The organism is Streptomyces sp. H39-C1, from assembly GCF_027158125.1.
Taxonomy (GTDB): Bacteria; Actinomycetota; Actinomycetes; order Streptomycetales; family Streptomycetaceae; genus Actinacidiphila; species Actinacidiphila fildesensis.
In genome coordinates this window covers 1-7,006 of sequence record NZ_JAPVLS010000179.1, presented here as the reverse complement: position 1 = coordinate 7,006, position 7,006 = coordinate 1, and the positions used below count along the sequence as shown (strand labels likewise).

The following is a 7,006-nucleotide window of genomic DNA, read 5'->3' as shown; positions in this document are numbered from 1 at the left end:
CTTGTCTCCGCAGAGGCCGTGTGCAGAGATGTCGGTGTCGCTATTCGCTGGGTGGGCTCGCGGGTGCGTTTGCGACCCGGGTGTTGAGCCTGTGTAGCGATTCGATGGCCATGGAGTGACTGGCATCACATTCAAGCGGTGGGTGGGCCAGCCGTCTCGGATGGCGAGGAAGACGCCAGGATCGAGACGGCTGACCCGACATCAGTCGGTCGGCTTCCATGCGGTGAGCTGGAAGATCCGGGCGGTGTGCATGTAGGGATGCCGTGCGGTGGTGGCGAGTTCGAGGCGTTCGAGGTCGGCGTAGAAGGCAGGGTCGTGCTTGCGTGCGTCGTCGGTGATGTAGTCACAGAAGCTGCGGATGCCGTAGTGGCTGACGTCTCGGCAGCCCAGGTTCTGCAGGATGGGGATGATCTCTTCGGCTGCGTGAAGTGTCAGTGCGGAGTTGAACATCTCGGTTCGGGCTTGGTCGGTTTCGAGCGCGGCGTGTGCGGCCATGGGGTCCATCTGCCGGATGGCGATGTTCAAGGGCGCCGAATGCCGGTTGATCGCCATCACGGAGACCAGGCCCCCGGGCTTGAGCGGGGCGAGAACTGCGGCGAGGACTCCGGGGATGTCGTCCATGTATTGGAGGAGGTTGTGGCAGAGCACGATGTCGAACTCCCCGCCGGCGAGATCCGCGGGGAGATCGGTCACGTCGGCCTCGACACAGGTGATCAGCTCTGTTAGGCCGCTTGCGGCGGCCCGCTCGGTTGCCGAGGCGAGCATGGCGGGAGCGTAGTCGGCGATGGTGACGTGGTGCCCGCGGGCGGCCAGGCGGATGGCGTCGCCGCCGTCGCCGCCGGCGAGGTCGAGTATTCGCAGCGGCCCGCCGTCCAGGCTGTCGAGATGGCGGAGAAGGTTCGCCTCGGCGATCGAGTAGCGCAGTCGGCCCCATGGGGCGTCCTGCCATTCCTGCCAGGTGGTCATCGCGGTGTCGAACTTCTCGGGGGCTTCAGGCATCTGGCGACGATAGCGGCCTGGCTGTGGCGGTGGCGCGGGTGGGTGATCGCCGTGGTCAACTGCAGGATCCGATGATGGTTGTCCGCGCTCCAGGGAGGCGGGTCACGCGGCTGGCTGTGGTGGCGGTTGCCCGCAGTTGGACGATCTCTTCATGCTGGGCGGCGAGGCGGGCGAGGGCCTGGGCCCGGAAGTCGGTGAGGTTGTTGGCGATGCTCTCCGACTGGGTGAGTCGCTCCTTCAGCTTGGTGATCTCTGCTTTGAGCCGGGCGATCCGGGCGTCTCGCGGGTCGGGGGTCTCGCCGGCCTGTTGCAGTGAGGCAAGGCGGTGTTCGAACTCTTCGCGCAGGTGGGCATAGGGGCGGGTGCCGTAGAAGGCGGTGCGGTCGACGGCCGCTTCGCGGGCGAGGGTCTTGATGTCGCAGGTGCCGCCGGGTGGGATTTCGCCGCGCAGGAGGCGGTCCATGGCGGCTCGGATACGGTTCTCGTTCTCGGTCCGTTGTGCTGCGGTGATCCTCATGCGGAGTCCTTGTCGGATGGGTCGGTGGAGGCTGCGTCGATCTCGGCGACGACCCGAAGGGCCCGGGTGTAGTCGTGCTGCAGGCGGGCGTGTTCGGTCCGGCGGGTCTTGCCCAGGTCGCCGAGGAACGTCTTCGTCCGTTCGGCGTGGTCGGCCCAGACGGGCCGGTGGCAGGGGTGGTGGGTGGCCTGCGGGCAGCGGGCGGAGTCACACATCCCGATCAGTGGCCGGTCGGCGGTGGGGGTGCCGGCGAGTTTGAGGCAGAGCGCGCGGGAGGGGTCGGTGAACCAGCAGAAGTTCGCCGGTCCGATGTGCAGGGTCATGGCGCGCTTGGTCAGCAGGTTCAGCACGTCCCGGTCACTGCGCTGGGTCCGGGGTGCCGACGCTGCTGCGGGTTCGAGTTTCTCGTCGACGCTGGCGAAGAACTCGGTGAGGCTTCGGGCTCCGGGACCGGCGGGCAGGATGCCCTGCTGGTAGTTGCGGAACTCGGCCAGGACCAGGTCCAGGTTGCGGTCGCTCTCGTGCTTGTTGACCTCGGCCAGGAGTTCGGCCTGGGCCCCGCCGGGGCGCGAGGCATATCCTTCCGTTGTGGCGACAGCAATATGCTTCATGTGGATCTTGGAGGCCAGTACTCCGCCGGGCCGGTAAGCCATTTCCAGGGCCAAAGTCCGCCTGAGCATCCGCAAGTTGACCTGTCCTTCGGGGATCGCGGTCAGGCCCAGTCGCTGTCCTGCTGGGGAGTTCACCCAGTTCCTGAACCACCGGTATCGGATCGTGAAGGCGAACCGGCCGAAGAGCAGTGCCCCGTCGTCCGGTCCGTCGTGGAGGCTCTCGGCGAGTTCGACAGCGCGATAGACCGGCTCGATGACGACCCATTCGTCGGCGGTGCCGCCGAGCGGCTGGCCTTTGACCACCTTGCTGGCGAGCCGGTAGCGGTGCAGGCCAGAAGCCGGTTCCTCGGACATTCGTCGGCACCCGATCCGCAGCTCCATCAGCTCGCTTGCTCGCATTCCTGAGACCGTGGCCAGGACGATGACCGTGGCGGTGCGGACGATCCCGACCAGGGCCACGGCCTGAAGCCGGTGCAGCGGCATGGTCCAGGCCAGCGTGGACGAGGCGTTCGCTGTGGTGATCTCGGCGGCGTCCCGGCCGAAGACCTCTTTCACCCCGACCTCAGCGACCGCGTCCTCCAGCACCCCGCGCAGGGAGCGCATCCACTGTGGCCAGAACTGTCGGGCTCCGGCCTGGCGGGCAAGCACTCCGGTGGCCACCGGTAGGAGCGGATCATCAGCAGACCAGCCGTTGGCGAGGCGGTCGGCGACGTGGTGTTCGGCCAGCATCGGCAGGGGTCTGCACGTTCTCCTGTACTCGGCCAGCAACTCGGTGAACTCGGCCAAGGGGATGAGTGTGTCGTGCCGCAGTCCTCCCGCCTTGTTGGACGTGGTCCGGTCCGCCTCGCGCACCTGTCCGGCGAGTTCGACGGCATGCGGGCCGAGCGTGGAGACCAGGTAGAGCGCCGCGGCGAGCATCGGTTGCAGGATGGTGTCCTCGACGGGCCGGGTCTTGTTCTCCGTCCGGCCGCTGGGCATCTCAGCGACCGCGGTGGCGGTGGCTCCACCCCACGGCCGCAGATCTGCGGGAACGCGGTCGGCGGTGAACAGCTCGCGGTAGCTGACCAGGTCGACGACGGCCTGCGCGGCCCGGCGCCGGGTTCCTGGGCTCTGCTCGCCGATCACGGCTCCGCGCTCATCCGTCACGTAGCGGCGATGGCTGAGGTATGCCTCGCAGATCCGGGTGTCGATCACGGCGAGGCTGGTCACGCCTTGGCCGCCCAACCAGGCCAGGAACTTGATGAGTTCGTCTAGCCGGCCTGCGCAACTGGTGAGATGCAGCGCGGTCCGGTAGGCGCGGGGCAGCAGGGCGACCGCCGGGTGCCGAGGGGCAAGCAGGGCCAGGATCAACTCCTTGGCGACCATCCGCCAGTGGATGTTGGTGATGGTCGCGAAGTCGAAGCGTCGCAGGGACAGGGTCATGTGGACCGGCAGGCCGACGACCTCGGTGAAATCCCACACGTCGTCCTCGAAGAGCGGGCGGCGAACGGTATCGGGCAGGCAGAGACCGGCCTCCCGGCAGACGTCGGCGCCGGCGAAGACGGCGGACCGTCCGTCGAAGGCATAGGAAACGGCGGTGGTCACGCGGTCATCTCCTCAGGCCGCAAGGGAAGTTCGTCATCGCGGTCAGCGACGTGAACGGTCGCCGCCGCCAGGACGGCCGGATCGAAGCGGTCCAGGATCTGCTGGATCCGGGCCGTATAAGGGCCGAAGACGGCCATGAACTGGGCAGCGGGCATCTGCTGCCACTGCCGGGAGAAGAACGCCTTGAGCCGCAGGAGGTTCGCCGCGTGCCGCGGGGCGAACACCGCGAGCGGGCAGAGCAGGCAGACCCAGGGACGGGCCGGGCAAGGCCTGCCCTTCGGGCCATGCAGTCCGGACAGCTGGTCCCCGCAGGCGGCGGTGAACACGTCCCGTTGTCCGCCGACGAGTTCGGCGATCGCCGCGTCGTCCAGGTCCAGGGCCGCCATCAGTTGCGGGTAGCCGCAGGCCAGCGCGACCGCGTCCTCCTGTGTGATTACCGCCGGTGGATGGGACCGCCGCAGCATGTCGTGCTGTGCGTCTTCGATGACCGCCTCGACGGCGCGCTGCTGGGCCGGTGTCACGGAGGTCAGGTAGTGGTCGCCTTCGACCGCCGGGGTGTGGTTGGGGTCGATGGTGGCCCGCCCGCTGCCCGTCCAGGTGTTCTTGTCGCGCATCGCATGGTGCGTGGTGCGGATCCGGGATCGGTGGATCTTCAACGGGCTGCCGTCCTGCGCGAGTATCTGGTGGCGAACCACCCACCGCTGGATGGCCGCCCGTGCACCGGAGCCCGTGACGACGGTGAACTGCCCCGGGCGGCTGAGAGCCACCCACAGCTGTCGCCGCTCCCGAGGACCGGTGAAACTCCGCAGCAGAGCCGAGTGCGCCAGCCACTGCTCCAGCAGGCGCACGGCCCGGCGAGGCAGGGTCAGGCTCTCCGTCGCCGTGCGGCCCTTGATATAAGAGAGAAGGACTGTCGAGTCCCCTGCCCAGTCGATGTCGTCGGTGACCAGGTCGTCAATGCCGTCGGGGACGATGCCGGAGTAGATGCCGAACAGCAGCCGGTAGGCGATCAGAGCGTCATGGGTGGGGAAGAGACCGGCGTTGGCCTGCAGGAATCCTCCCCGCTGCCAGATCGCTCCCTCGGTGCAGCCGAGTTCCTTGCCGAACCGCGCGGTGGTCACCGGGCCGAGGCGGGCCAGCAGCCACCGCACATTCTCGGCTGTCCAGCCGCCCGAGCCCGGGTGCTTGCCGCGAGCGGCCGCGGCAAGGGCCTGCCGGTGGACAGCGTACGACTCGTCGACCAGCGTGCGGCAGACCTCGGCCAGCCGCTGCCATTCTTCCTCCGGATAGGGAGGCAAGGCATGACGGTAGGGCTGGATGTTGAAGTGCCGGCCGGATGCGAGGTCCAGTACCCCCTCGCCGAGCGTGCCACCTGTCTGGGCGAAGCCCTCCAGCATGCCGCGGGTCAGGGCTTCCAGCCTGGTCGGGCTGGTCATCCAGAACTCGGCCAGTTGGCCCCGCCGCAGCTGTGCGGCGCCACCGGTGAAGCCTTGCGCGGCAAGGGTGCGGACCATGTTCCGCAGGGCCTGGACGTAGAAGTTGACCGTGCCGTCCGAGTCGGCAGTGCCGTGTGGGTGGATCAGGTCCACGAGACCGGTCGCCAGGTCACGGGCCAGGAGCGGGTTGGGGAGCCCGTCCAGACAGTAGTCGGACCGGCGGCCGTTGCTGAACACGCAGGTGATGCTGAGCGGTTCCTCGATAAGCTGAGTCGGCATCAGACGTCCTTCTCGCTGAGATCACCGTTGAACTCGGCGGCGGCTTCCTGCTCGGCCTCCGCATTGTTGGTCAGCCCGGCTGCTGTCCCAGCGCCCTCGTATGCCTCCCGGTAGATGCGGGTGGTGTCCAGGCGGCGGAGGTACTTTTCCGTGACGAGTACGGTGCTATGCCCCAAAAGGTCCCGCAGGATCAGCAGCGGGTCTGCCTTGGAGAGGTAGAAGACCAGCGCCGCATCCGCGTCGGTGTCTCTCACAAGCTTTGCTGCTTGCCGGTAGTGGCCGGTGACCAGGTATTCGAGCGTCCTGATCGAGAACGAGTGGCGGAGTCGGTGGGCGTGAACGTGCGGGAACCGGGGCTCGAATCGGGCCCGGATCCGGTCCGATGTGCGCTCGAAGACCGCGGCCCAGGCAGTGAACGGACCGCCGCCGTTCTTCACCGCCAGCAGGCACGATCCTCCCTCGGGGGCGACCAGGCGGCGGCGTTCGGCCGGGATCAGGGAGTCCCACGAGCGGCGCACCCCGTTGACCCGCCCGCCGCGGGGACTGGGCTCGGCGACCACGAGTGGTTCTCCCCACCGGCGCGGCGGGCGCCACGCAGAGTCCTCGGTGGTGGCCGCGCGGTCCAGCTCCATGTAGTCGTGCACTGCGGCGAGGGCCTGGTAGGAGATCCAGGTAGTGCGAAACTTCTTCCCCTTGGTGATCCCGGCCGGAACCGGGAACGGGATCGGCGCTGTCGTCGGCGCCAGCGGCAGCGGGGGGATCTCCCACGGCAGGAGATGGGTGAACTCCTGCAGCCGCAGGCCGGTGGCCAGCGCGAGGTCACCGATCGCGGCGTTGCGGGCCAGCTCCCGGCCGTGGAAGCCGGTGTCCTGCGAGCCGTCCGGCGCCAGCCCGCGAAGGCCCTTGCGGAACAGCTCGGTGAAGTCCGGCTCCAGGTACTTGATCGTCACGTGCGGCTTCGGAGTGCGGCGGACCGCCAGGTTCACCCGCACCTCCCGGCCGGTCCCGGCGAACAGCGCCCGCGCGGACCGGTAGGTGAACGGCTCCGCCGCCGCGTAGTCCTCGGCCATCGCCCACCGGTAGAACAACGACAGGATGCTCATGTGCTGGCCCCACGTCGTCGCCGCGAACCGCGCCTCGGCCGGCCCGGCGGCCCGGTGCTCGGCATACCGGCTCAACCCCGCCTTCAACCGCTCACGCGAGTCGAACAGCCCCACCCCGTGCTCGGCCAGGAACTCCGTCCACGCCTTGAGCACCCTCGCGTAGTTCTCCCACGAGCTCGGCGCCGGGGCCCCGCTCGCCGGTAGCTCGCGTAACCAGCGGTTCACCACCGCCGCCGGGCGGGGTGCGGCCGGGCCGTCCTCGAAGCGCAGGTCGTCGTCGACGAGCACGGGCATCCCCTCGGGGATCAACGGCCGGTGCTTGATGTCCCAAGACCGCCAGCCGTGGGACGAGAAGAAAGTCAGGATCACGAGCACTGACAGTAGAAACACCACACGACCCAGGGCAACTCACAAACCCCAAGGCCACATGCCTACTTGGAGCCAATCGCCACACGGGAACTAAGCAGAGACAATGTG

5 protein-coding genes are annotated in these 7,006 nt (G+C 68.3%); all 5 read right to left on the bottom strand.

Going from position 1 to position 7,006, the window contains the following annotated elements:
- Window positions 1-201 precede the first annotated feature (201 nt).
- From O3W51_RS46715 to O3W51_RS46695, 5 genes are read right to left on the bottom strand one after another with little or no spacing between them, the layout of a single operon-like run.
- A complete protein-coding gene (locus tag O3W51_RS46715; protein WP_138357953.1) occupies window positions 202-999 on the bottom strand; it encodes a methyltransferase domain-containing protein in 798 nt (265 codons plus the stop codon).
- Between the two features lie 55 nt (window positions 1,000-1,054).
- On the bottom strand, window positions 1,055-1,516 hold the full coding sequence (locus O3W51_RS46710) for a hypothetical protein (RefSeq protein WP_269290091.1): 462 nt from the start codon (window positions 1,514-1,516) through the stop codon (window positions 1,055-1,057).
- The gene (locus tag O3W51_RS46705; RefSeq protein WP_269290089.1) at window positions 1,513-3,711 is read right to left on the bottom strand and encodes a site-specific integrase; all 2,199 of its coding nucleotides are present in this window, start codon (window positions 3,709-3,711) and stop codon (window positions 1,513-1,515) included. Before O3W51_RS46705 ends, O3W51_RS46710 begins: the two co-directional genes overlap by 4 nt.
- Window positions 3,708-5,426 carry a hypothetical protein gene (locus O3W51_RS46700; RefSeq protein WP_269290087.1) on the bottom strand — a complete coding sequence of 573 codons (1,719 nt, stop codon included), beginning with the start codon at window positions 5,424-5,426 and terminating at the stop codon, window positions 3,708-3,710. The genes O3W51_RS46705 and O3W51_RS46700 overlap by 4 nt, the downstream gene beginning before the upstream one ends.
- On the bottom strand, window positions 5,426-6,898 hold the full coding sequence (locus O3W51_RS46695; RefSeq protein WP_269290086.1) for a site-specific integrase: 1,473 nt from the start codon (window positions 6,896-6,898) through the stop codon (window positions 5,426-5,428). The genes O3W51_RS46700 and O3W51_RS46695 overlap by 1 nt, the downstream gene beginning before the upstream one ends.
- Window positions 6,899-7,006: the final 108 nt, after the last annotated feature.

What these genes read in the sequence shown, in the direction of transcription:
- O3W51_RS46715 (WP_138357953.1), bottom strand. Translation starts at nt 999, where the DNA reads ATGCCTGAAGCCCCCGAGAAGTTCGACACCGCGATGACCACCTGGCAG.
- O3W51_RS46710 (WP_269290091.1), bottom strand. Translation starts at nt 1,516, where the DNA reads ATGAGGATCACCGCAGCACAACGGACCGAGAACGAGAACCGTATCCGA.
- O3W51_RS46700 (WP_269290087.1), bottom strand. Translation starts at nt 5,426, where the DNA reads ATGCCGACTCAGCTTATCGAGGAACCGCTCAGCATCACCTGCGTGTTC.